A 23,745-nucleotide genomic window follows, 5' to 3' on the forward strand; every position below is an offset into this window, starting at 1 on the left:
AAGATAATAATTCCAGCCAGAATAAATATTCAGATAATGATTTACCCCACGCTGCATCTCTTACTCCTGTAAGTTTAATAATGTATTTACTGTTCCGCTAGTAATTTCAATTACAGCTGCAGTCGCAGCAACTGCTTTTCTGGCAGTAGCAACTGTATTACCCACTTTACTTACAAAACGTAGTTTACTTGCTTTGGTCGCAAAGCTTTCCAGATATCTAAATTTTGCGATATTCCCAACTCCTGAAACAGTCGTTAAAATATCTGCTGCATATTCTGCACTTGTTATGACGTTACTCCAGAATTGTTTATCACGATTAGCTTTTAACATAAAGGCAGGTACAACTGAATCCAGTTTCATTTCTGTTTCCTGATTTTCAACATCCTTAAGAAAAATTGGATAGAAAGGATGATACCAGAATTGATGTATAACCTCAACTGATGTAGAAACTAAATTATCAGTTTTTAAGCCTGGTCTCATTTCATTTTCAAATCTACCTGTTTCATATAATGTCTTTAATAATCTTTCTTTTTGTTGATGGGTATCAAAAGACATACTTACATTACTGAAATAAAAACCAAAAGCCTTTTGAGAGGTATAAGGCAAAAACAACAGGCCATCTGTGGTCGCATACTCAGGATTTTTTTCTGCATCAGGATAAATAAATCTTGACTTTTTCCACACTTGGCTGACTATTTTTGAAAATTCTAAGAAATTATCACCATTAATCCTATCATAAATAAACTCAAATTTTGTACTATTTTTATTTCCATCTTTTTTTGTCTCCAGAAACCAATTCATAAGCTTTACTTCCTGGCTCTCCTTCTGCTGAATAAGTTTTATAAGTTTTATAAAAATATTCTCCTCTGCCAGGTCTTTTTTATTGGTAAGACTGTCTCTGCTTATAGCCATTTCCATAAGCATCCATAAGAAATCAGTGCTAAACATTATTGCTACAGATTCCGGTAAATAAAACAGCGTTTTCATAGCATCATAGTAAGCAAGTGTACTTTTACTCTTAATACTATCTTCTACTTTATGAATAATCTGAGTTATAAATTGATCTCTGAAAAAATCTCTTTGAACATTTTGACTTTCTCCTTTTTGCAAAGAAAACCCCTCGTTAAATAAGGTTTGATCCAAAAAGGTAAGTATGCCACCTATACTCGCAAATTTCAATATAATAGAACACTCTTCATCAGACATAAATAATTTGGATCTGTTTCCTTGCTCATAATATCTATATTTTAGTATAAAATTCTTCAGACCATATTCTACTTGAAGAAAAGGAAATAAATTCATTCTCCCCTCTCTTTCAGATTTCAGAACCTGTACTTTCTTTTCCGGATTGTTCCATAAGTATTGCTCCTCTTCAAAAAGAATTTTTATAATTTTTCCAAAAGTGGTCACATGATCAGTATAATCATAACTATATGTATCACTTTTTATATCCTTGAGTTCTTTCCCATTGGGATTATAATATATGTTGTCTGGAAAGATCGTTATCTTCTTTAAGCTTTCAGAAAAAATGACCACTAAATTTTTATCAGTATCATAAATATATGAGCTGGTACCAAACTCTATGGGAAGCTCTATAAGCCAGGCATCAGATAGGCTTTCTGTTGTTTCAGTTAAAAGATTATAATATTTTCCACCTGATGTTTTTACATAATACTTTCTTTCTCCCGTAATTTTTAGTAGGTAAATAACGTCAGCACTATGATCATTCAGTATATTAAAAATCCGTTTATATTTATTAAAATCTGATTCGAAAATCTTTTTATTGACAGCATAAGTTTCATTATCATCTAAAACTGTTAAAAGGACATCTGTGGGTGGCAAAGCATTTTTTGCTGCTTCTTCAGACCTTCGATAAAGTCGAAGAAATTCAATAATTTTTTCAAAATCAGCCATTGTCTTTAGTATTAGAGATTATATGCGATAGCTCATTCTCCGGAAAAACCACCTTAAGATTCTTCCCTAGATGATATTTCTCTATGCTCTTTTCATCTAACACAAGAAGATCTACATAATATTCTTTATCTAAAAGTACATGGGCGTTTTTCAGTTTACATTTAGCCTGAACTAAAACATCCCAGTCTTTTCCTTCCAGCGTATCCCATTCTTCAAAAGGAACCCGGCCTCTGCTTCCAAAAAGAAATATCTTTTCTACAGCAGTAATTTCACTAATCTTATCCTTTAAGGTCGTGAGGATATAAGGCAGCACTTTTTCGTGCTGCCAAATAGCCTCGAGTTTTACTCGGCTCATTGTTATTATTTTTAGAAAATTAGATTAGAAATCTTGAAAGTGAAATACTTTGCGAATATTCTTCCTGAGTAATATCAACTCCATTTTTATCAGTCAATCTGCTTGTTGAAGTAATAAAATTATTTTCAAATTTTAAAGATTCACTTCCAACTACTATTTCAATAGAATCCAGCAACTCAGAATATGGAGGCTTCACAAATTTAAACTGTTTAATTTTATTGATATCTATACGGAAAGTTAATCCATAACCATCTTCTGCATTTGGAAAAGCTTGAATACCTTCAATCTTTGAAAGCTTTTCTGCTAATGCATAATAAAGAACAGTAGTACTTGAATATGGCTTCCAAGTTGCATCTCTATCAATTACAATCTCTTTACCCATACAATAGTATTTTCTTGGAAATTCGCCCTTTTCATCAAGATTTTTAATTTCGTCAAATTCACCTGCTCTATCAAAACTTTTAGCTGTAAACTGAATCCATTTTTCCTTGCCACTTCCTCCTAGAATGCTATCATTCTTCTCAAAGTTGAATTTATCTTCTGTAATAACCTCTCCTGGTACTTCAAAATCATCAGGGTTTTCATTTGTGAAAGGCAATGCATGAGCCACTTTTAAGCCAATGCTTTCTGCCTGAAGAATATTTAAGGTCGTAGGAAGTCTCGTAATCCATGCTTTTCCTTGTTTTACACCTTTTGGTTCCTTCATTTCATCTACGATGGATAAGTAAAGTTCATCTCCAATGACAGGAACTTCTCCTCCGTTCCAGATTTTACCGGTTGCCAGGTAAAATTGTACAGCATCTTCAAAACCAGGTCGAACTGTAGCAATCACTCTTGCCATTCCACTTTGTAAGAAAGCCCCAAAAAGAGGATCCGTATCTTCTGCCCGGTAAAGTGTTTCCCAGTTTTGCTTATCTCCCCAATAGTATGGATATAAATAATAAGAAAGATTTTCCCATTCAAAAGCCTGCTCCATAAATTTCACAAAAGCAGTGTATCTGTCCAGGTTCTTATCCAGCTTTGTTTCATAATCCAGAAATGAACTTCCTTCTGTTAATCCAGACAAACCATAACCATGAGTAGATCCCGAGGTTCTGTCTGCCATATAAGAAATACAATTTTTTCTAAGAATTGTATTTTCAATTTTTCTATAAAAGTTAGGATTTGAGCCCTTAATTTCAACGGCTTTATTTTGTTCTTCAGACAGTTTATTATTATATTCTGCTAAAGCTCCTTCATATGCCTGGATGATTGCATTAAAAGCCTCTTGCTGCCATTGCGCTTTTGCCTCTTTTGTTAATTGGCAGGTTGCAACCAAAGATCCAGTAACTCCTTTCATATCCCAGGAATTGTAAGAAATTGTAATTTTATCTCTAATAGAATCCAAAGACATGCTGATGCTATCTGATATTTGTTTGACACCACAAATGTAAGTAGTAGCTTTTTGAGACATACTTACTCCGTTAAATAGGACTCCACCACTACCGGCTAACGATCCTTTTATAGAAACAGCTTCATAATTCTCAGGAATTTTAAACTCATTATTATGGTACAAACCGGCCCATCTACCATTTCCATACGCATCATCTGTTGCAATATTTTTCTCTGAAAAAGCATGTGAAATATAAATAATGGGATCTAATTTTTTAATAGTGGCAATATTATATTTTCCTGCCCAGAAATTAAATATAGTGTCATTTGCTAATGCTGTATAATTCGCCATGGTCATAACCAGAGATGTTCGTGGATCTTCAGGCTTTACAAGTGTACTTTTTCCTTTTCCAAATAAATGAAGCCTCGCAGGTTCAGGGATCATGAACTCAAACATCATACGTTTACCATAGTTATAAATCTGATTTTTCATCAGCTTATCTACCCATCTGTAAACACCTACTACATGTCTATCTCCTTTGGTGTTATCAAATCCATGCTTGTTGTTTTCTTCAAACTCATCAATAATCTTCTCAATTCTTTCTTCATGAACTTTAGTGACAATTCTATCCATCGCTCTTGAAGTGATATCCTGAGCTTGAGATACAGCCTGCCTTGTACTCTCATCTTTAGAACTGTGATGAGCATTACCTAGCCCTAAGCTAGTATTGATATTATAAGTTCCACCATCATAGTTTGCATTGATTCCAAATTGAGTATTGTTATCTGAAGACTCCTGCATCATTTGAGATTTCATTCTGCATTTCAAAACGATTGGCTGTAGTAGTATCTGAAAGCTGTTCTCTTTCTTTATCTGTAGATTTGGTAGTCGTATTTTCGCTTCGTCTTAATCTTCTTGTAGATTTTTCACGATATTCTCGTGCCATGATATTTTCAATGTGAGCCACCTCACCTTCTACATAAGCATGGGTAGTTTGCTCTACTTTTAAATAGTCTGCAATACCAATTTGCTTAAATCCAAATCCGGCTGGAATAAATGTATTATCTTCATCAATTACAACAGGCTCTCCTTCTTCTATTTCAAACCAAAAATCTCCTGATAAACAAGCTCTTGCTTGTATGCCTCGAATATAAGGACCTGTCTTCTTTCCATTAGTAAAAGTAATGTTCAGATCTAAAACAGCATCCTGAACCGTATTAAAATCGTAACCAGGCATGCAAAGGTCACTTAAAAAAATAGTATTCCCTGATCTTGATCTTTTATAATAATCACCAGTAATACTTGCTGAACCATTTTTAGGAATAAGAGTATAGGAAATATATTGTACATCCCATGAAGAATCTGGGACAGTAAGAGAAATATCAAACGTATAGCCTTTATAAATCGATTTCGGACAAATCTGGTAGGTAAAGGGAAGGGATATCGTTCTTGCCATAGGAACAATAACTCCACCTATACTTGTATAAGCTTCCTGATCGGTCTCTGTGTTCTGTACAATTCTGTCATTTGATGTTTCAACGGCTTCGTTAATTAAAGAACTAATTTCTGAAAGTACTTCTTCCGTCCAATAAAGAATGAAGACTGGAAGCTTCTGTTGCTATTGAGCGCTCTTTAATGGGTTCTTTAGAGAAATCGTAACCAAGAATATCTAATAAAGCTTCCAAATCTTCAGATTTTAAAACTCTTGTTAACAACTCAGGTTCTATTTCCTGTCTGAAATTAAAATCAAATGGCGGCAATACTGGCTCCGGAACTAATGGAAACTGCTGGCATGGATCTGTTGGGTCATATTTTACATCAGGTTTTCTAATCTCACAATACCGCTCCCTATTGGCTGCTACTTCAGCATTATACCTCTCAATAATAGGAGCTATTTCTCGCTGATACTCCTGTTCTCTCGCCTTATACGCATCTTGATATTCAGCTTTATACTTTCTTTCTATTCCTGAAAGACTCTTTCTTAAAGCATCATATCTCTCAAGTTTTATTTTGGCGGTGGAGATAAGCTGTTGTCTTTTCATTTCTTCTGATGGAGATGTCTGTTGTGATCCTTCTGCTGCCATTCTTGAAGCACGATTTGAGCTTGGAAGAGATTTTTCATCAATCATCAATTCTTTGGGAAGGATAATTTTGGCGCTTAATATCTTCCTCATGTTTTCTTCGTTGGAAACAAAAAGAGCATGCTGTACCAATAGCTGTTGCATAACAACTTCTTTGACATAAAAATCTTTTTGAGTGACAACTTGATAAATTAGATTATTCCATAAATCAATCAGATCAGGCCCAATAGGCGTAGCTTGTGGATTTGTTAACACTGATCTTTGATCCATAAACTCTTTATATGTACATGTATTCTTATTTTTGGCCAACCATGTTCCAAATATATAGTAAGCATTATATGCTCTTTTAAAAACATTTAAACTATTCTGGCTATTTGAGCCTGAAGAAATACATTCCGGTTTATTAGCATAATTTGCTGCACAAGTCTGTAATAGTCTTTGCTTAGAACCCGTACCATTAACAACGGGAACATAAAAAGTATTATCATTTACGAAGCCGCTTGGAATGCTAATAAATCTTTTATCATTTTTTGTATCATCAAGCAATTGTGGGCTTCTTAAGCTTACAAACCTGAAAAGGGTCTGTGATGGAGTATTTTCTACAGTTGTTTCTGTAGATTTGTTTTCCATATTATTCATTTTTTGTAATTTTGTTTTGATTTAAATAGGTTAAGATCTGAAGCTCTTTTTAGTAGAGCGATTTCAGGTTTTAGCTTTATTTTTTTTAGTGGTTTCTGGCAAAAGATATCCACTCTTCGACTTTAAGTCCAGTTTCATCTCCCGTGTTTTTCTGAAGCAAAGATGCTCCCCAGATGCGACAGAAGCTGACGTATAAAAAAGATTTTCACTTTTATATCCTAAACCTTTGATATAAAAAACCTTGGGTTTCTCAATATTTTAATACATTTGTTATAAAACATACTTCAAATGAATTTCGAGCAGGTTAATCTACACCTTGAAGCTTATAAGGAGCATAACCAGATTCTGGATGCGGCAAAATATCTGATTCATTCTTTTGATCTGGAACATGAAAACTTTGCAGGATTTGGATTCAGGGATGAGCTCTCTCCTACTTCCATGCTCCTTACAGCTGAAGGTGAACTGGGAGGGCCACAAACCGTAATGATTCCTAGAAATTTATTTGATTTTGATCTGAATCTCGTCCTTAATATGGTCGCTCACGAAATGCTTCATGTAAGACAAAAGGCTCCGGGACAAGTGATTGAAGACAAAAATGAAAGAGAGTTTCAGGCTTATTATGAAATGCTTTTTCATAAGGTTTTTCCACAAGTTCCTGAAGTTTCGGACTTTCATAAAAAATTCTTCGGCGGAAAAGCCCTGGAATATTATAAAAGAATGGGTGAAGATTCAGAATTACAACAAAAATATGCAGAACAGAAAATAGAAGTAGAACATTTAATGAATACACTACCATGAACGTAAAACCAGACATCACTTGGGCAGATTTTGAAAAAATAGACATCAGATGCGGAACGATTCTCTCCGTAAATGATTTTGAAAAAGCCAGAAACCCATCCTATCAATTGGAAATAGACTTTGGTGATCTAGGAATCAGAAAATCATCTGCACAAATCACTTCATTATATCAGAAAGAAGAGCTGGTCGGAAAACAGATTTTAGCCGTTGTTAACTTTCCTAAAAAGCAGATTGCCAACTTCTTCAGTGAATGTTTAGTCTTAGGGTTATATGGCGAAGATAAAAAAGACGTCACTCTTTTAGCACCTTCATTACCCTCCAAAAACGGAATGCAGGTAGGATAGATAGTAAATAAAAAACACAATGATACAGAACATACCACTAGAGAAGGTCTTATTCCTTGATATTGAAACCGTTCCACAGGCCGAATCCTGGGATGATTTATCTGAAACTGATCAACACCTTTGGGACAAAAAGACCAAATTTCAAAGAAAAGATGAGGTTTCCGCAGCTGAATTTTACGACAGAGCCGGAATTATGGCAGAGTTTGGAAAGATTATCTGCATCACCATTGGAATGGTTGAAAAGAATGAAACCTTAAAGATCAAAGCTTCTCCGGGCATGATGAAAAAAAGATGCTTCAGGAATTTGGAGAAATCTTCAACAGCCCAAGGCTTTATAATGTGATTCTCTGTGCCCACAACGGAAAAGAATTTGATTTTCCATGGATTGCGCGAAGATACCTCATCAATGGTATGCAGCCTCCTGCTCCATTCCAGATGTTTGGAAAAAAACCTTGGGAGATTCCCCACATAGACACTATGGAACTGTGGAAGTTTGGAGATTATAAAAGTTTTGTATCCCTGGAATTATTGGCTCATGTCTTTGGTATTCCTACTCCGAAGGATGATATTGACGGCTCAATGGTTTCATCAATTTACTACATAGAGAAAGACTTGCAGCGAATTGTTGACTATTGTGAAAAAGATGTCTTAACTTTGGCAAATATTTTCCGACGCATGCGCCAGGAAGATTTGTTGAAAAGGAATATCAATTTAGATTAAAAAATGAAATTTACAGACGATCAAATTGCAGACATTGGTGAAGAAATCATCAGCGTGCTAAAAACCGTATATGATCCCGAAATTCCGGTAGACATTTACGAATTAGGGCTTATTTATGATGTACAGATCTCCGATGATGCTGACGTAAAAATTATAATGACCCTTACCACTCCAAACTGTCCGGTAGCAGAAACTCTTCCTCAGGAAGTAAAGGATAAAGTAGCCGAAGTAGAACATGTAAAAAGTGTTGACCTAGAGCTTACTTTTGAACCAAGCTGGAATAAGGATATGATGAGCGAAGAAGCGAAATTTGAACTGGGAATGCTATAATCTAAGGCATTTTCTAAGCAGATAAAAAGATAATATTACAACCATCACTCAGTAATTATGGTAAAAAAGATAGGAGCAATCGTTCTTGCTTTATTGGGAGTGTATATGCTTTATTTAGGATCTAAAATGCAGGCTCAACCTCCTTTTATAACAGGGATAGGATTTATCATTATCGCTTTGCTGCAGCTGAGTAAGAAGTAATGTAGAATTACAATATAAAAAGGATGCCATTCATGACATCCTTTTTTGTATTGTTAAACCTCAAATTCAGGCTATTCTTATACTTCTTTTGCAATTTCTTTTCCTTCTCTTCTGCTCCACTCACTCCAAGACCCTACATAAAGATTCGGAATCTTGAAACCTGCATGAACTAAGGCTAAAATAGTATGACATGCCGTAACTCCTGAACCACAATGAATAATCAGATTGTTAGGTGTATTTTCTAGTAATTGGCTGTACTTTTCTTTTAAAATCTCAGGACTAAGAAACAATCCGTTCTCATCCAGATTTTCAGAAAAAGGAATATTAATGGCTCCCGGAATATGCCCTGCAACCAGGTCAATAGGCTCAGATTCGCCTCTGTATCTGTAAGCATCCCTTACATCAATGACTGTGGAAGAACTACTTTTCAATTCATTTTCAACATCTTCAAGCGTTGAAAGAGGCAGAGACCATTTTTCCTTTTTAATCAGTTCAGTCTTTTCAAATTCTTCTTCTCCTGATGAAAATTCTATAGCATTCTTTTCTGCAGCCTGCATTCCCCCATCCAGAACCTGTACGTTTTCAAGTCCAAAGGATTTTAACATCCACCAAGCTCTGGCAGCCGCATTTGACCCATTTTTATCATCATATACCACAATATGAGAGTTTTCAGTGATCCCAAGATGAGCAAGGGTTTCTGCAAATTTCTCCAGGGTTGGAAGCGGATGTCTTCCTCCGAAAGCAGCATCGTCTCCTATTTCAGCCAGATCTTTATCCAGATCAATACATCTTGCTCCTTTGATATGCTTTTCAAGATAATTTTGCTTTACCTCTTTACACGTCCTTGCATCAAGAATGATGAGGTTATGGTTTGGAAGGTTTTTAAATTCGGAAGGTGAAATTATTGGAGACATATTATTGAATTTTGGTTATTCTGGTTAGGTTTTGGCTAAAGCCAATGGATTAATGAAGTAAAGCGGACTAAAGTCCGCTCCTGTTTATATTTTTTTGATTTCACGCAGATTATACGGATTTCGCAGATCCTAATTTTTCAGTTTCTTATCTGCGTAATTGGCTCATTCTGTGAGAAATTTCAACTCATTCTAAAAATGAAAAATATCCTTAGCCTTATTGTAAGAACTTTCAAAGTTTAAAAGATTCAGCTTGTGATCTGCCTTTTCTACACTCATAAAATTGATCACTTGTTCTGTAGGCATATTTCCTACCAAATCATCTTTAGCCATTGGACATCCGCCAATTCCTTTGATGGCACTATCAAATCTTCTACACCCTTGGTCGTAAGCGGCTTTCAATTTTGAATACGAATCTTCATAACGGTTATGGAAATGTCCTCCGAAATTAATTTCAGGATATTTTGAAGGAATTTTTTCAAACAAAAGCGCAATCGTTTCAGGGGTTGCCACTCCTGTTGTATCGGAAAGCAGAATATCTTTAACTCCAATATCTGAAAATCGCTGTGCCCACTGATCTACATCTTCCCATTTCCACATTTCACCATAAGGATTTCCAAAAGCCATGGAGAAATAAATGTTCAGTTGTTTTCCTTCAGTTTTTACCAGCTCAAGCATTCTAATGATCTCTTCAAAAGCTTCTTCCTGGCTTTTATTGGTATTTCTATGCTGAAACGTTTCAGAAATAGAGAAAGGGAATCCCAGAATATCCACAGACTGATGCTTTAACGCTTTTTCAGCCCCTCTATAGTTTCCGATAATAGCAGAAACCTTGGTTTTGGAACGGGATTTATCGATATTCTCGGCTACCTCATCAGAGTCAGCCATCTGGGGAATTGCTTTTGGAGAAACAAAACTCAGACAATCCAATACATCAAAACCAACATCCATTAAGGAGTTGATATAATCTATTTTTTTATCAGTAGGGATAAACTCTCCCCATCCCTGCATTGCATCTCTAGGACATTCGGTAAGAAACATTTTTACTTTTTGATTTTCTCAAATATAATAAAACTAAACTACTTAGTATACTGTACATACAAATCTAACATTATTTTGATTTTCAAAGTTTTATATCCGATTTATAATTTCAATCATTGATATTCTATTACCTAGAAACGATTTAAAGTCGCGGATTTGGTTAATTATGTGCTGGCATAGGCTTGTATTCCTCTAAAAAACAACCGTTTTATTACAATGAGGTACTCTATTTTCACTACTCAATTGATTTTTTTTCGTTCAAAAAATAACACGTCAAGTTTTGACGCTTTGCCATTATAGTTTTACCTCAGACAAAAACAAAGAGATTATCATTGAGCAAATAAACATTTCTTCACACCAATTTAACTTATTAATAAGCAAAAAGTTAAAGTTATTACAAAATTGCATTTCACTCAATGAAGACCTTTTTTGAATAAAGTATTTTAATATATTTGATTTAACCAGAAAAACGAATAAATATGAAACAAACACCAACTCACCCTTCTTATTTTTCAGAATAGCCATTCTGAATTTTTTACAATCATTGTAATTTTTTACCGACTTACAATTTACCAAAATCTTTAATAGTTTTATTAAGGACTTTGAAATTATTAACCTAAACCAAACACCAATGCCAATAACAATAAATACACCTCAATCCTATTTTTTTACGGATTCGGCTTTTACCCAGTTAACAAATCCTACAACCCCTATACCTGGTCTTAAGTCTTTTGGACCTATTGATCCTGAAAGATTCCAAATTACAACCACTTTTAAAGGAAACCTAAATGCTTATGCCGTAACAGCAGGAATATTATTAATAGGTAAGCAAGCTGGATCTACAGATAAAATAAATATTATACTAAAACCTACGGGAACAATTGGCGTAGGAGTTAAAATTAAATATTTTATCTACCGTGGAATAAATGCCAGTGACTTTCTTAAAAATCTTGCTGGAACAGAATTCATCAATGAAAATAGCTATTTAGACTTAATTAAAAAAGTTTGGAAGGCCTATACTGAATTCAATGCAACCACTGATAATCTGAAAGGTACTGATATTGGATTAATAGATGCCACAGCAGGAATCACAAAAGATATCTTAAAGAAATATTTTGACAAAAACAACTATAATCTTCTAAAGGTCAATGAAGGAACACTATTAGGTAAATTTTTCCAGGATTCAGGAGGCTTTGAAATTGTTCTCGATGATGGAGACTATTCACAAGAAAAATCTGATACAGGATTAAATTTTGATCTATCCTTTATTACTGCCACCTCTACTATCCTCACTACTAAAGACTCAACAACTGCCAATTTAACAACAGAATTTGGAGCACAGTCTAATACTCAATTATCAGGTAAAATTTTCAAGGAAAATATTCATAAGTTTTTAGATCCGGCAGCTTTTTATGGATCTCATGTTACCGACAATACAAGTGACATAGCTAATACCGGAATTATTTATGGGGGAGGCACAAGTACTCCATACTGTTCCATGAGTTCTATTTATAACAATATCGTTAAAAAGTTTAAGAACAAATATATCACATACTTTTATGTAAAAGGTAATAAAAATAGAAGCTTGAATTTCTATAATAATACCAATGAATTAAAGATCAATGGAACTGTTCAGAACTACAGTTCAGGATGGCCTATTATAATCACCTCACAATCACAATGTAGCATTGATTTTACAAATATTAAATTTGATGATTCTTTTCATAGTTCAACTTTTTTAACAGCTACTAGTGCACTTTCTTCTCCCTCCAATGGATATTTATTTTCCAGACTGATGGGAGCTTTTAAATGTAATCTGCCATTCACTAATGATTCAGGAACTAGGGTATTTAGTAGTTTTACTTATTTATATTTCAATGACTCTTCAACCAATCAATATGATTATTTATTTGGCCCAGCCAATTTAGCTTCTATTTTTGATCGTGAAGATTATACTAGTAAGTTGGGCGCAGCAGTTAACAATCTAAAAAAAGTATTAATCAGACAATCAGATAATGTATGTAATTATAGCCTAAAACTTATATTGGATGGATACCTTGCTGATTCGCACCCTACAACAATCCCAACTGATCCAGCCGTCCTTGCTAGTACCCTGAGAACTTATATTTTATTTCCTCAGGAGACTGAAGATATACAAAATGTAAATGCAACATATTATAGTAGTGGTGCCAATAATTCGCATGAATATTGTTCAAAAATATATGGTTCTGGTGAAATCTGGAAAGGGAAAATATATGATGCAGAAAATATCTCAGCATTGTTATATAGAAGAAAAGATAATGATGAAAGCAAATTCCCTATACATCAATTAGGTATTTCCCAAGCAGATTATATAAAGCTCACAAACTCTGTATATGCTGCTGATGAACACGCTACCAATTTATTGTTTTATTTTGACAATGAATACCTTGCCCCTAATGGTGCTTTTTTTAAATATGATCTTAAAATAGAATATGATAAAAGAGATGGAACACGTGAAAAATCTATAGTATATATTTCTATTTATACGATAGATACTTTTCTCTTCTTTTCAAAGGAATATGCCAACAATTTCCCAACCCAATACTGTGAAACATTCGCAGATATAGCCGTTGACTTTCTACCTCATAATTTGGCATCCCATAATACAGGATATAAAGAATGTGGATTTGATTACATAGGATTTGATGGAAGAGAGAAATACAGAGATATTATGGGAAATATTTTAACTCTAGTGGAAAACCACAAAATCTAACAGATGGTGTGGTAATTAATTTCATGCCAGTCCGTTCTGAATATTACAGCTTATTAAATAAATATAACCCCAAACCAACTAACTTTAGAACTGGGGTCTCAGATTTCCCATTTCATACAGATTCTTTCGTTACCTTGAATTTTGGAAACTCAACTACTATTCGATGCAAAATAACTAAAAGTACAACTCCTACTTCTTCCAAATTATTCTATAAATACAATGCAAAATACGTTTCTATAGATAACCCATCAGCAACTGCCACAGCCACAGATTCTATCGTTACTAAAGAAATAACTCCTCTGGTTGACCATACCATCAAAGTAAAAGCGCTTCAGAGGTTTGATACGGATCAGATAATCGAAGTTATTGATGATAAAGGTAAAATTGCAGGAAAAATGCATCTCGTTTCACATAAGCTTATGGGTGATATTAAAATATTATTAGTGAATTGCAAGACAAACATTTACGGAACGACAATAAATGAAGGATTGCCTAGTGGTAATCACAGTAAAGTAGAAGAAATATTGACTAATTTTTTAAATCAAATTTATCTAAAGCCAACTTTCAAACATGAGACATTAGATCTTGCAACTGCTTCAACCGCAAAAACAAATTTTAATAATAATCATGTTTTCCCTACCCTGCCAATTATTAAATCTACAAATATCATGTTTCAAGACTGTGTCAATCTTTTGACCGATTCAGATAAAGCGGCTTCAATGGTGTTATTATTTTTTGATGATTATGGGGCTGTTGTTAAAGCAGACGGCACTAAAGGTGTTGGATTAGGTGGTGAAGCATATGCTTTAGGTGGAGCTCAGGGAGCTCGAATTTTTACAAGTGGTATACTTGGAAATACAATAGCACACGAAGCATTACATTCTTTAGGCCTATATCATACATTTGATATAGATGGAGAATTTACCTTCCGCCAAACTCAAAATTCAGCTACCAGTACAGACTTCGCCGATGGAACAGATAATGTAATGGATTATTTTTACACTGATTCAAAGAGAAAATTCATATGGATGTGGCAAATGAAAAAGGTATATGATACCAATAATAATGCTAAAATAAAAAGAAAATAATGAAAATTTTAAGTCTTTTTTTACTACTGCTTTCTATTCATTGTAATAGCCAGCAAAATTTAAATAATCAAAAATATCTAAACATGGAAACAATTTTTCAAAAATATCGTGACATAAAGACCAAGTATGAAACTTTGGTAGAAAAAAACAAGCAAAATCTAATTTATGAAGATGGTGTATACTATAATCAAACATTATTTGACAAGGAAAAGAAAAAAGAAAAATGGATTGAGCCTTTACAGTCAGAATCCAAACTTATCCTGAAGGAGGGAGATAAAGAGTTTTTTGTAAAAGACGAAAGACAGAGTGTAGAAATTTATACCACAGTAGGAGGAAACCTGATTGAACAGGCAAGCTTAATAAAGAAAGATAACAAAGTGTCTATGGTTATTAATCTTGCTGAAGGGATAGATGCAAAGTATGATTATAACAACAATAAATCTATATCACTCATTTTATCGAAGACAAATATGATCCCAAGAAACAAGACATTATGCTTTATCAGGAATTTATTAATGACAAATTAATATTGGAAAAAAACTATAAGGAAGATTTCAAAATAAGTAAAGAGCAAATGTTAAAAGATCTTCCAGATAATTTTTATACTACTGCATTAAATTATAGGATCAAGAAACAAAAAGAAGATTTTGAAAAAAATCAAATGAAGGTCTCGGTCAGTGAAATTGAAAAGTCAGCAAAGGAAAAAATACAATTCGTTAAGGAAAAATTAAAGACTGCACTAGAAACAAAAAATGACTTTTATAGGAAAATTAGAGTTTATAAAATCTACAACGAGAATAGTATTCCTGTATATTCTTTGATCTTTCCAGAAAATCCTGGTGTTACCAGAATCTATTGGATGATCAGTATTAATGCAGAAACTAATAAAATAATAAGCATTGAAGAAGTAAATCCTAGAGACTAAAATAAAACAGTTTCATAGTGGATAACATATTGAATCACAAAAAAAACAAAAATGCCAAATACACCAACCCCCAAAATATACTATCCGAGGCTTTCGGATTTGATTACTCTTGATCAAATACCCGAACCATTAGGATTTATAAAAACTCTTTCCCAAGACGTTTTTTCAAAAATATACTATAAAAACTACCAGGTAAGCACCAGTGAACTAGGAAGTAGCGCCTTTCATAGTTTGAGTATTGTCACTAAAGAACAGGTAGGTTTTAATCTCCCATTCGGTCTCAAGTTTGTTCTCAACAGAGATGCACAAAACAATGCAATCTCTTCCTTCCCCATTACAGTTCAATATAACTGGCCGGTAATCGCTTATTTCTCTCAGTTTAACTTAGGAAACTTTTCATTTTCGCCTAAAGAAATTTATAGAATTCTATTGGTAAGTTTAAACCTTTCCGAAGATAAGGTAATTAATGAAATCCTTAATGTTTTTGTTAGCACACCAGGAGGAGACTCAATCAAAAAATTTGTAGATGATATAAATGCTAATCTTGGAACTAACTTAAGCTCTCCTATTCCCTATCCAACATCAGAAAACAAGATTAGAGAACTTATAAATTCCATTAATCTTTCTTATGGAGAAGGAGCTGCGTTCGCTGCATTTGCAACTTATATTTTAAGTAATGCCAATGTAAACACGACTAAAAATAATTTAAAGTTATTCTTCAAGAATATTCTTCCTGCTGATATTGATCAATATCTGCTTGATATTATCACACCTAAAGCTTTAGTAACTCTAGAAACCACCGCATCTATTGAGTTTCCAAGAAATATTCTAAAACCTTGGAAAAAAGTAGGCGATGTTTTAACTCCTGAAACGGATCTTAACAAAAAAACAGCCTTCGAATTTGCTAAAGCTTTGTTTTATGCAGATACAACAGAAGGAATTGGATATAATCTGGATATCGCTGGAACCTTAAACCCTTCCTATTCCGAGATTGGAAATACAGGACTGCTTATTCAGATTGAAAGACTGAAGCTCGACCTCAGTAAAACCAAGAACATCCCGGAAGCGGATGCCTATGGATATTCGCCTGATTTTACAGGAGTATATGCGAGAGCTGTTTCAGTAACACTTCCGCCTAAATGGTTTACAAATGCTGATAATCCTGCAGGGAATACCTCTACCACGTTAAGACTGGGAGGGTATGATATGCTGATAGGAACCGGAGGCGTTTCCGGCACGATCATGCTTGAATCTGTTCCTGTTGCCAATCCCGGAACTTCATTTGAATATTTTAATGATAAGTTTTCTTTTAATTATCCTATCGGTTTGTATACGAAGGATCCTGTTACTCAGGAATCCCAAACCCTTACGCTGAATAATTATCAGGAGCTTAAAAATGCGTTGCAGCAAATTAATAATACCAATAATGGTTCAACGGCTCCTTACGAATTTAAATTTCCGCTATCTTTAAAACCTAATGGACTATCTACTTCATTAACGTTTAATAATCCTTCAGCCTATCAGACATATTTGTCCGGCCTTAATAACAATCTTTTATGGAAAAAAGTTGGCGGGGAAAATGGATTTAAAGTAGGATTTAAGTCTTTTGATATTACCTTTAAACAAAACTCTGTAGTATCCTCTAATATTGAAGGCCGCTTATTCATTCCAAAGTTTACGGATTCACAAGGACAGCCTGCCAATATAGATGTAAAAGGACACATTGATGGTAACGGAGACTTTTCGCTTACTGCCTCTGCTGTACCTCCTTTTGATCCAACCCTCACTTTACCGGGGGTATTCAAACTTCATTTAAAATCTGTTGAATTAGGAAAAGAAGGCGACAGATTCTATATCGGTGCCTCTGCAGATGTAGAGTTCCTGGGAACTTTTGGCGCCTTACTGAAAGGACAAACTTTAAGCATTTCAACACTTCGTATTTACAGTGACGGGCATATCGACTTCCGCGTAAACGGAGGAAACCTTATCCTTCCTGAACCTATCAAGATTCCAATCGGCCCTGTAGAAGTATCTGTTACCGCCATCCACTTCGGTTCTCATGAAAGAATGAAAGACGGAAAAATGCGTAAATACAATTACTTTGGCTTTGATGGTGGAGTAAGCATCGGTCTTGCAGGTCTTGATGCCCGTGGAGACGGAATAAAGTATTATTATACAATTGACGACGACATAAAGAACTGTGAACCAGGTGGTGATGAAACGCAATGTAAGCCTCATGATTCTTATCTGCACATTCAGACCATCCATGTGGATATGATCATTCCTGCTAATTCCAGCGATCCAAGTGTTTCGATCAAAGGATGGCTTTCCGTTCCTGAACCGGGAGAATTCCAGGAGTACCAGGGAGGTGTCAGCCTGAAAGTGAACCCTCGTATTGCAGGAGGTGTAGAAATGCGTTTAGCGCCTAAATATCCGGCATTTCTTATTGATGCCAATATTGAGTTACCTAACCCAATCGCATTAGGCCCTGTTTCTATTTATGGATTCAGAGGACTATTGGGCTATCGTTATGTTGCAGAGAAAGAAGCCATTGGAATGACCTCTCAGAATACATGGTACCAATATTATACAGCACCGGAGAGAGGTGTTAATGTCAAAAAATTCAACCGTCCGGATAAAACGGAACATTATAGTTTCCCTTTCTCATTAGGAGTAGGTGCTATTATTGGAGATACAATGGCTGCCGGAACAATTATTTCTGCTAATGCCATGCTATTGTTGTCATTACCATCTATGGTGATGATAGATGCCAGAATGAAGCTCTTATCCTCAAGGGTGAAATTTGCAGACGATCCGCCATTCTTTGCCTTCTTTATTTTTGGAGACAGCTCTCTGGAATTCGGATTTGGAGCAGACTATAAATTCCCTGAAAAAACAGGAGATGTTATTAAACTGTATGCTGAAATTCAGGCTGGTTTCTTCTTTAATAACCCTTCAGCATGGTATATCAATTTTGGTACCCAGCAGAATCCAATTACAGCAAAACTTCTAAAAGACCTGTTTACCCTTAAAGCATTTTTAATGATTTCCGGAAAAGGAATTCAGGCAGGAGCAAGAGGGGAATTCAGATTTGACCGAAGATTCGGACCTATTAAAGTATTTGTACTGGCTTATCTGGAACTCGGAGGAAAAATCAGTTTCCAGAAACCGCAGATGGGAGCTTATCTTGAAGCTGGATTAACTATTGATGTTGATGTTGTCATCATTCGAGTCTATTTAGCGGTAACTATTCTTTTAGCTGTAGAATCTCCTAGGCCATTCCTCATCTATGGAGCATTCACACTGGCATTCAAAGTCAAAATTCTGTTCTTCAAGATTTCATTCTCTGTGAAGCTTGAGCTGAAGTGGGAGTTTAATAAAGATGTTGACAGAGATCCTATCAATCCGTTTATAGATACTTTAAGCCAAACCCTAATTTTGCTAAAGGTATAGCCCCTCCAGATCAGGCAGACAGCCTAGTAAAAGGAATCAGTATGCTTACCAATGAAACCTTTGATCTTGAAAGACGTCTGATTAGTGAGTTAGATGGCTTAACGCCAGCGTCGATCAAAAAGGTTATTCCTTTAGATACCTATATTGATATTAAATCAACAAAAGGATTACTTCCAACAGCCAGTTCCAATGCCATTGGAGGGTTCACCAATCCTGCGAGCAACTACAATGACATGATTCCACCAGAAAAAAATATGAAAGGGCTGGAACTGAGACAAGTGAAGCATCAATATACCCTAGATAATATTGAAATCAAAGCATACACCGGAGCAGGTTGGGTAGATTACGAGCCATTTAGAGCAATGGATCCTAACAATCCTCATTTGAATAACACTCCTCTTAAAGTAGGACAATGGCAGAAAAAAGACAATCAGTATAATGCCATCCGTTTACTTGGAACCACACCTTTCTCTTATACAGAACAAGGAAATCCGGGATGGTTCACTCCTGAACAATATGGCATCCTGCCTTCTACTCTATTCTGTGAAGGACAACATATAGAACATTCTATTTCAGACTTCCTGGACAAGCCTCTGAACACGCAGTATTATGCTTCTTCATCCAACTTCTTCCAGAGTAAGGGAGCTTCGTACCAAATTTCAGGAGATAATCTTTATACGGTAAATCCTGATGGAAGTATTGCAATGAACGGAGATTTTGCAAAGGTTTCAGATGAAGTTAATGTTCATAATTTCATGAAATCTTTAGAGTTTCCTAACCGCACTCCGCTTACCATTATGCTTCCGGCTTCAGCAGTGGACATTGAACTTCTTCTAAGCACTTACAGCACCGGGCTTAACATCAAGTTCTACGCTCCTATTATTGATGATCATCAATCACTTGTTCAATATAGAATTGTAGATGATAGAAATGTTTCGAGAGATGAGCTTACAGAGCCTGTTAAGTTCAATGTAGATGCTTTGGATGCCGCTTCAAAAATTGTCATCACTCCAGAGATCACAGATATGGTACAAATCAACCTTATTCTTGAACAAATGGCAGCATTGATGAACGAAGGATATCAGATTGCTCTGCAACAAGGAGGTTTCATATCAGGGGTGGTACAACCAAGCGACCCAGCTTTATATGATCAACTTCAAAATAAACTTGAAAAACTTCAATCAAGAGGTTGTGAAGGATTCAGCCAGCAGAAATTTGAGGAAGCTTGTGTCCTGTATCCTGCTTTGGTGGGTATTTATAATAATAATTTTATAATGACTGATGACTTCAATCTCCATTCTGACGAGGAGTTATTAGCATTATATGCAAACTTTATCCGTGAAAACCTTCAAGCAGGAGTCTATGATGAAGTCTTAAATAAAATTAATTATTTTAATATTCCGTTGGATCTCTTGAAAGCCAATGCTCAAAAATATGAAGACCTGTTAAAAGATCTCCATGATCATTTAGGATGGGGAACTGATGAAGAGATGATATCTCGTTTCGAGTTATTGAAAGCAAAAATGAAACAAATTCTTAGCTTCTTAGAAACCATCAACCTTTGTAAAGATGCAAGTGTTTGCAATCTTAGTGCAGCTCTTGCTTATCAGCCTCATTTTGATTTGAATAATAATTTTTCTCCTTTCATGGAGACCTTTGAACAATTCATTCAGGATAATCCTTGGAAAGCCAGTCTTAAAGAAACGCTGAACAGACAGCTTGCGACCTTACAGCAAATCATAGACTTTGGATATGTAGGATATGAAGCGATGTTCGCTCAATATTGTCAGGAGCTCATTTCTCTTCTTAAAGGACTTGGAAACTGTAATGATCATAAAAAATGCCTTACCCTATTCCATGAAGTGAAATGGATGAGTGTTGAAAATTATCAATATAATGTTCATATTCCAGGGCAGCCTGCTATTGCAGAAGATACGGGAGCTGTGGTAAATGCCATCACTAATTTTATTCAGCCGATCTGGAGACCAGATACTGCTTATTATGTAAAGTTCCAGTTGAAAGATACGGTAGACAATGGATTTAAAATTGAGCCTTATGAGTATGCATACACATTTAAAACAGCGGGGCCTCTTGGATTCTTCCACTTAGATAAAGATGCAACTTATGGAGAAATTCCGATCAAAGACTCGCCAAATGTTATAGAAGACACAATTGGAGTCATTAGAGATCCAAATGGTAATGTTATTGATAGCAAACTAACTCCGCATCCGGATCTTTATCCACATACTTCATTGAGGGCTTATATTGATTATCAACGTTCTTACCCTAATGCTGACGGAAATATTGTGAATGCAAAACCATTATTCTACGATGATAAAACCACACAGATCTTCCTGTATTTTACATCAAGATACGCTGCTAAACTTTTAAGCGGATGGGATTCTTATAACGGAATGTCAAGACTGGGAGGAACTATGAAAATCCTTATTAAAGATCCTGTAGAAGGTGTAGAAGTGATCAACCCACCACATTTGGATGCTACGGAACAAACAATTGAAGGAACCTTTGTGGAGATCCCTCAAACGATTGAAGCATGGGCACAGGAAAGTAATCCTGCTATCCCAACTGCGTTAAATCAATATATTCAGATGCTGAACAATGGTGATCACTGTACTGGGAATGTAACATTGACAACCCCTAAGTCTCTTTATCGATTGGTAACTCCTAAAAATTAAAGCCTCAGAAGCTATATACTGCTCAGGTCATGAATTTCTATTGGGGTAAAGACGAAGTAAGCCTTTCAAATATCACAGAGGAGATCAAACAAAAATATGGAAAAGAAGTCCATAAGTTTGTTTTCCAAACATCAAGATATAAAGACTTTAGAGAACAAGTACGCAGCTACCTTAAGGAATATAAAGATGAAAATAATTCGCTTCAGTTTAAACCTGCAGTGTATACCATCAAAAAAGCAATAGATGCAGACAAAATTGCAGCAGCATACAATGTTATTCAGAACTTATCAACTCCATTGGGAGATGCGATTGCCAATCAGTACCAGCATCCGTTTGACCGAGTGTTCCAGGGATTATTCAATATATCTCCTTTGGAAGATGCTACAACGACTGAGTTCAATAAAATTATTGATACCAACACCGGAAAAGTAATTGCTATTTGATCAGAAATCCGGAACCTTTTAATCATCCTAAAATTCCGTTGGAAAAATTAACAAGAACAAAAGAATCTGGAATGATTGAAGTAATAGCAAACCCTTTTGGTGGAATTAAGGACGAAATCAGCTCCAATATAAATACCAAGTTTACCTTCCTTTATTCCAAGGATTACTCTCAGGCGATCCTCATGAAAGGTACTCAAGGTATTAGAGAAATAACTCTTGATTTCCAATTCATTTATAAAATTTGGGACGATAGCGTCTCTGATTATGTGATATCCACTGTAGCCACTGCTAATGAAATTCAAATAAACTAAGCCAAAATGACACCAACAATAAATTCAAAATCCAGCAACAATATTGCAAAAGCGGGAATGCCCCAAAACATACAATCCAACTGCCTGTACATACAGGCAGCTGGTTCCGAAGGAAAAGAAAGCACTTTAGGAAATCATCTACGATGGATTTTAAAAGGACCTCTTGAAAAACACCTTCCCAAAGGAGATCATTTCCAACATGCTCCGGAAGGCTTTAATAAGCCTGATGATTTTGTTACGATCCAAAGAGCCATCTATAACCCTGTAGTCACTTCTTTTGATTTTACCAAAGTAGATCCTCAAACGATTATAGATAATGAAGCTCTATGGCTATATGAGGTGAACGGAAGAATGTTCTATGTATATTTCCGAAATAAAAATAAATATCAGCAGATCAGAAATTCCATGAACCCGCAAGGAAATGTTTTTTCTTTTATTAATCAGTATGGAAGCAATATTATTGAAGTGGAATGCAGAGATATGCTTTTCTTTGCTGCCACCATCCATAGTACCAGCAGAGAAAAAGCAGGCGGAAACATTAAAACAGAAGTTCTTTCTGTAGAAGCCAACAAAACTAATCTGCCTAAAAATGTTACCTTTAGAAAGAATATTACCAAATTTCCTCAAAAAATCTTTGCCGAAAATGGAAGAAGCATTCGCTTTGCAGCTTTTGGATGCCAGATTACAGGACTTGAATTTGAGTTCTACGACGATTTTTTAAATAGTGTTCAATGGAAAGAAATAGGGAAATATGCTCTTTCTACAAATGATGATGATATCCGTGAAAGATTACAGCCTGATCGAATCCATGCTCAATGGGCAAGATATAATGATGGTGAGTATGTAAATGTCGATAATTACCTTACAAAATGGAATGGGGATATTAAAGAGACCAGAAATCTTATCAAGAACTCTGTTGAGATGTATCTCAAATTTAGTGATGATCCTGCTAATCCCTTAGCCAATGAAAATTATTACCTGAATGATGATGCCTCTGATCCTGATAATGCACCCCTAGAAATTTCGCATTTAACTGTACTTCAGATGGCTTCACTTGATTATCATGTAGCCAGAATGCTGGGGCTTGGGGTTCTAGACACTGGTTCAGAAGCCGAACATGGAATCCAATGCGTATATTTAGCTCAATATACGACGATTGCCGATCTCAATGATGGACAAGGAGTAACTGAGGTACAACATCTTTCAATGACTCTTCCTACGTCTATTTATGACTCCCGTTCAGTGTTACCAATCGATCTGAAAAACCGGTTCCAGGAATCATTTCTTCTGAACCTACAGCAAGTACAGCTCCAAGTCTTACAGACCCTGATGGCTATACTCATGATGGAACAGCCAGATATCTGAGCT

Annotated in this window: 20 protein-coding genes and 1 pseudogene; 14 read left to right on the forward strand and 7 right to left on the reverse strand. The window is 35.3% G+C overall.

The features are described from left to right. Positions 1-60: 60 nt before the first annotated feature. The 5 genes from QWZ06_RS26065 to QWZ06_RS26085 all read right to left on the reverse strand — a co-directional run bounded on the left by QWZ06_RS26065 (position 61) and on the right by QWZ06_RS26085 (position 6,352). On the reverse strand, positions 61-1,914 hold the full coding sequence (locus QWZ06_RS26065) for a hypothetical protein (RefSeq protein ID WP_290302042.1): 1,854 nt from the start codon (positions 1,912-1,914) through the stop codon (positions 61-63). Continuing rightward, entirely contained in the window at positions 1,907-2,269 is a 363-nt protein-coding gene (locus tag QWZ06_RS26070; RefSeq protein ID WP_290302043.1) for a nucleotidyltransferase family protein, read from the reverse strand. Before QWZ06_RS26070 ends, QWZ06_RS26065 begins: the two co-directional genes overlap by 8 nt. Positions 2,270-2,288: 19 nt before the next feature. Beyond that, positions 2,289-4,457 carry a hypothetical protein gene (locus tag QWZ06_RS26075; protein ID WP_290302044.1) on the reverse strand — a complete coding sequence of 723 codons (2,169 nt, stop codon included), beginning with the start codon at positions 4,455-4,457 and terminating at the stop codon, positions 2,289-2,291. Next, positions 4,423-5,097: a hypothetical protein gene (locus QWZ06_RS26080; protein WP_290302045.1), complete on the reverse strand. Its 675-nt coding sequence runs from the start codon at positions 5,095-5,097 to the stop codon at positions 4,423-4,425. The genes QWZ06_RS26075 and QWZ06_RS26080 overlap by 35 nt, the downstream gene beginning before the upstream one ends. Before the next feature lie 103 nt (positions 5,098-5,200). Continuing rightward, the gene (locus tag QWZ06_RS26085; RefSeq protein ID WP_290302046.1) at positions 5,201-6,352 is read right to left on the reverse strand and encodes a hypothetical protein; all 1,152 of its coding nucleotides are present in this window, start codon (positions 6,350-6,352) and stop codon (positions 5,201-5,203) included. A 297-nt stretch (positions 6,353-6,649) separates the two neighbouring features. Between QWZ06_RS26085 and QWZ06_RS26090 the strand changes: the two genes are divergently transcribed. The 5 genes and pseudogenes from QWZ06_RS26090 to QWZ06_RS26110 all read left to right on the forward strand — a co-directional run bounded on the left by QWZ06_RS26090 (position 6,650) and on the right by QWZ06_RS26110 (position 8,754). Then, complete coding sequence (locus QWZ06_RS26090) at positions 6,650-7,159, forward strand: hypothetical protein (protein ID WP_290302047.1); 510 nt, start codon at positions 6,650-6,652, stop codon at positions 7,157-7,159. Further along, positions 7,156-7,503, forward strand: a complete 348-nt coding sequence (locus QWZ06_RS26095; RefSeq protein ID WP_290302048.1) for a tRNA-binding protein — start codon at positions 7,156-7,158, stop codon at positions 7,501-7,503. The genes QWZ06_RS26090 and QWZ06_RS26095 overlap by 4 nt, the downstream gene beginning before the upstream one ends. A gap of 19 nt (positions 7,504-7,522) precedes the next feature. Then, positions 7,523-8,223, forward strand: a pseudogene (locus QWZ06_RS26100) (3'-5' exonuclease). Positions 8,224-8,226: 3 nt separating this feature from the next. Next, complete coding sequence (locus QWZ06_RS26105) at positions 8,227-8,553, forward strand: SUF system Fe-S cluster assembly protein (RefSeq protein ID WP_027372057.1); 327 nt, start codon at positions 8,227-8,229, stop codon at positions 8,551-8,553. Positions 8,554-8,610: 57 nt separating this feature from the next. Further along, entirely contained in the window at positions 8,611-8,754 is a 144-nt protein-coding gene (locus tag QWZ06_RS26110; RefSeq protein WP_290302049.1) for a hypothetical protein, read from the forward strand. 77 nt (positions 8,755-8,831) lie between these two features. Here the strand turns inward: QWZ06_RS26110 and QWZ06_RS26115 are convergent, their stop codons facing one another. Both QWZ06_RS26115 and QWZ06_RS26120 read right to left on the reverse strand, forming a co-directional pair. Next, a complete protein-coding gene (locus QWZ06_RS26115) occupies positions 8,832-9,668 on the reverse strand; it encodes a sulfurtransferase (protein ID WP_290302050.1) in 837 nt (278 codons plus the stop codon). Between the two features lie 189 nt (positions 9,669-9,857). Further along, positions 9,858-10,706: a hydroxymethylglutaryl-CoA lyase gene (locus QWZ06_RS26120; protein ID WP_290302051.1), complete on the reverse strand. Its 849-nt coding sequence runs from the start codon at positions 10,704-10,706 to the stop codon at positions 9,858-9,860. A 631-nt stretch (positions 10,707-11,337) separates the two neighbouring features. On the opposite strand from QWZ06_RS26120, the gene QWZ06_RS26125 reads away from it, so the two are divergent. The 9 genes from QWZ06_RS26125 (at position 11,338) to QWZ06_RS26165 (ending at position 23,742) form a co-directional block, all read left to right on the forward strand. After that, positions 11,338-13,461 (forward strand): hypothetical protein, encoded by a 2,124-nt coding sequence (locus QWZ06_RS26125; protein ID WP_290302052.1) that lies wholly within the window; start codon positions 11,338-11,340, stop codon positions 13,459-13,461. A gap of 23 nt (positions 13,462-13,484) precedes the next feature. Further along, on the forward strand, positions 13,485-14,549 hold the full coding sequence (locus tag QWZ06_RS26130) for a zinc metalloprotease (RefSeq protein ID WP_290302054.1): 1,065 nt from the start codon (positions 13,485-13,487) through the stop codon (positions 14,547-14,549). An 83-nt stretch (positions 14,550-14,632) separates the two neighbouring features. After that, entirely contained in the window at positions 14,633-15,076 is a 444-nt protein-coding gene (locus tag QWZ06_RS26135) for a hypothetical protein (protein ID WP_290302055.1), read from the forward strand. Then, positions 15,043-15,474 carry a hypothetical protein gene (locus QWZ06_RS26140; protein WP_290302056.1) on the forward strand — a complete coding sequence of 144 codons (432 nt, stop codon included), beginning with the start codon at positions 15,043-15,045 and terminating at the stop codon, positions 15,472-15,474. The genes QWZ06_RS26135 and QWZ06_RS26140 overlap by 34 nt, the downstream gene beginning before the upstream one ends. A gap of 51 nt (positions 15,475-15,525) precedes the next feature. Next, positions 15,526-18,927: a hypothetical protein gene (locus QWZ06_RS26145; RefSeq protein WP_290302057.1), complete on the forward strand. Its 3,402-nt coding sequence runs from the start codon at positions 15,526-15,528 to the stop codon at positions 18,925-18,927. 41 nt (positions 18,928-18,968) lie between these two features. Beyond that, a complete protein-coding gene (locus QWZ06_RS26150; RefSeq protein WP_290302058.1) occupies positions 18,969-21,623 on the forward strand; it encodes a hypothetical protein in 2,655 nt (884 codons plus the stop codon). 29 nt (positions 21,624-21,652) lie between these two features. After that, positions 21,653-22,066 (forward strand): hypothetical protein, encoded by a 414-nt coding sequence (locus tag QWZ06_RS26155; RefSeq protein ID WP_290302059.1) that lies wholly within the window; start codon positions 21,653-21,655, stop codon positions 22,064-22,066. Then, positions 22,063-22,377 (forward strand): hypothetical protein, encoded by a 315-nt coding sequence (locus tag QWZ06_RS26160; protein WP_290302061.1) that lies wholly within the window; start codon positions 22,063-22,065, stop codon positions 22,375-22,377. The genes QWZ06_RS26155 and QWZ06_RS26160 overlap by 4 nt, the downstream gene beginning before the upstream one ends. A 6-nt stretch (positions 22,378-22,383) precedes the next feature. Continuing rightward, positions 22,384-23,742 carry a hypothetical protein gene (locus QWZ06_RS26165; RefSeq protein WP_290302062.1) on the forward strand — a complete coding sequence of 453 codons (1,359 nt, stop codon included), beginning with the start codon at positions 22,384-22,386 and terminating at the stop codon, positions 23,740-23,742. Positions 23,743-23,745: the final 3 nt, after the last annotated feature.

Origin of the sequence: Chryseobacterium tructae (assembly GCF_030409875.1) — a bacterium.
Classification (GTDB): Bacteria; Bacteroidota; Bacteroidia; order Flavobacteriales; family Weeksellaceae; genus Chryseobacterium; species Chryseobacterium tructae.